The following is a 2,447-nucleotide window of genomic DNA, read 5'->3' as shown; positions in this document are numbered from 1 at the left end:
TGCCCGAGCGCAACTTCGGGATGGCGACGTCGACGGTGCCGACACGGGTGTCCAGGGGGCGGTGGCGGTAACCGTTGCGGTAGTTGGTGCGCTCTGACGAGCGGGCGTTCCACTCGGCGCCGCACACAGCGTCGGCATCGGCGGAGAGCAGTGCGTTGATCATGGTCTGCAGCAGCTCGCGCATCAGATCCGGCGACGCGTCGGATAGGGCTTGGCCAAGCAGGCCTGCAGGGTCGACAATATGGGGTGCGGTCATCGCGATGACTCCTCGAGGATTCTTTAGACGGTTGACTCGAAAGATCACGCGGTGGCCGCTCTACATCCGTCAACGACACGGATGTCGGAGACGATCTCGGCCACCGAGTTACACCACTCTATGGGGCACTACTGGAGCGGAGCGCATGCGAGAGGCTGCCGGGGGCACCCTTCGCGGTCATCGCCTCCCGAGTGAGGGGCGTGCCGTCCGGAAGGCGGCCGTCACGAAGCAGTCGAACCGCCGGGGTGTACTGCTTGACCAGTGCAGCCGCGGGAGTAGTGGACATAGGGGTCTCGCGCATAGGTAACAAGCGTAGGCCGCGTCAGAGTGACGGTGGGAGAGCAAGCGTTCGGTGGTGGGAGTAGGGCACCGAACCGTGGGGTGTGCGGCCAGAAATGCGGCGGGAGAGGCGCCCCCATCTGAGTTAGTTTCGTGTCCTACCCCAATACGGACTACATCTGTGTAAGGATGCGTCCGTGCCTACAGCGTCAACTCTTAGCGTCCATAGCGCCGACTCCTGGCGGGAGCGGTACTGGCACCGCTGGGCACTAGCAACTAACAACCTGGACGACGGCGTCCGCCGCCTCCCTCGTGATCGGGCGCTGACGCACCGCTACATCGAGACGGGGCCGGGGGCTATGACGATCTGCGTCGTGATCGACGTAGATCACTCAAACGCCGTACTGAGGGCCTTTGAGAAGCCCTCAGACCATCCCAAACCCTCCTGGGTAGCCGAGGGGCCCACCGGGCACGCACACGTGGGCTGGTGGCTTACTGAGCCGGTCACACGTACGGACGCAGCGCGTCAGGCGCCGATACGGTATCTCGCCCGAACGGCAGAGGGCTTGCGGCGCTCGCTTGACGGTGACCCTGCGTACACATCGCTGCTGACCCGCTGCCCGGTAGCTCCGGGCGCTGAGGTCATCTGGGGAACTGACCGGGCTTACAGCCTGCGCGAACTGGGAACGATCCACACCCCGCGTCAGCTGCCCCGCAAACCCGAGCGGTCGCACGGCTTCGGCCGCAACTGCACCATGTTCGACGCTGCCCGGCAGAACGTATATGGACTGCACGACCCAGAACAGCCATATGCAGAGTGGCAACGCGTGGTCATGCAGCACTGCCACGCTGCAAACTCGGAGTTTCCTGAACCATTGCCGTTCTCGGAGGTCACGGCCACCGCGCGCTCGATTTCCAAGTGGGTCAGGGCTAACTTCGTGAGCAAGGAGGAATGGCATCGTCGCCAGGGCAAGGTCGGAGGGCAACGGTCCGGTGCGAGTCGCCGGGCGGCGCGTGACGCGCGGATTCAAGAGGTGTTCGGATGAGTGCGCTCGACCCCCGGCCCCGGTTCGACAAAGAAGGTCGGCCGCTGACCGCAGCCGAGGCGGCGCGCCTGTTGGGCATGTCCGAACGGAACGTGAGACGGCTCCGAGCCGAGCCACGAAGTGTCGTGGAGCAGCGAGCAGCTGAACGCCGTGAGCGGGCCGCCGCCCTCCGCGAGGAGGGTAAGTCGTACCAGGAGATAGCCGACGAAATGGAAGTGAGCACGGGCGTCGTCGGCTACCTGCTACACGAACACCGCAGGCGATCCGGAGAACAGCAGCCCGGACGCGGCCGCAGCGCGTTCCTTTGCCCGCCACCTGGCACGCCCGGCGACTGATTCAGCTACGTGTCCTATCCCAACAGTCGCAGGTCGTCTACTCGCCACTGGCCGGAAATCTGGCGCAAACCCACAATGTAGGTGTCTTTGACCGGTGTCTCGGACCCGTCGAGCTTCCGCGTCACCGAGAACTTACGAGCCCAGGACTCCGTGGTGTCTGGCGGGTGCTGCTCATCGTCCTGCTTGACAGTGACGTGGACGCCGCCGCCGGTGCTGTCCCATGCCCGCCACGCCGGCCCGGTCATAAACGGCACTACTGCGGCGGGATCGGTGGTCAGTCGGCGCCACAGCTCCGGGGTGACGACTCCGCGTAGGAGCTGTACGGCCGCGTCCTGGTCCTCGATCTGCGCCGGGGTCGCGTGAGCGAGCCTGAGTAGGGCGGTCTCGGCCACCGCTTCTGGTGGTTGGTTCTGTAGGTGCTCGAACCCCTCGCCGTACGGCATGATGACCTCGGCCGTCGCCGGCCCCTTAGGTGATTGCCCGGCGTGGTTATCGTGCTCCGCCGGTTCGTCGTTGCCGCACGCGGCTGTC

The 2,447-nt window shown here is 65.4% G+C and carries 3 protein-coding genes; 1 reads left to right on the top strand and 2 read right to left on the bottom strand.

Features of this window, described 5'->3' with window-relative positions:
* A partial coding sequence (locus tag H483_RS37105) for an IS256 family transposase (RefSeq protein WP_031265350.1) occupies positions 1 to 256 on the bottom strand: 256 nt, incomplete at its 3' end.
* 563 nt (positions 257 to 819) lie between these two features.
* Here H483_RS37105 and H483_RS38950 point away from each other — a divergent pair.
* On the top strand, positions 820 to 1,581 hold the full coding sequence (locus H483_RS38950) for a replication initiation protein (RefSeq protein WP_371204916.1): 762 nt from the start codon (positions 820 to 822) through the stop codon (positions 1,579 to 1,581).
* 349 nt (positions 1,582 to 1,930) lie between these two features.
* Here H483_RS38950 and H483_RS37100 read toward each other — a convergent pair.
* The coding region (locus H483_RS37100) for a hypothetical protein (RefSeq protein WP_238556416.1) at positions 1,931 to 2,447 on the bottom strand (517 nt) is incomplete at its 5' end.

Source organism: Dietzia sp. UCD-THP, from assembly GCF_000349585.1.
Taxonomy (GTDB): Bacteria; Actinomycetota; Actinomycetes; order Mycobacteriales; family Mycobacteriaceae; genus Dietzia; species Dietzia natronolimnaea_A.
The sequence above is the reverse complement of the archived record's forward strand: the minus strand, read 5'-3'. Positions and strand labels throughout refer to the sequence as shown.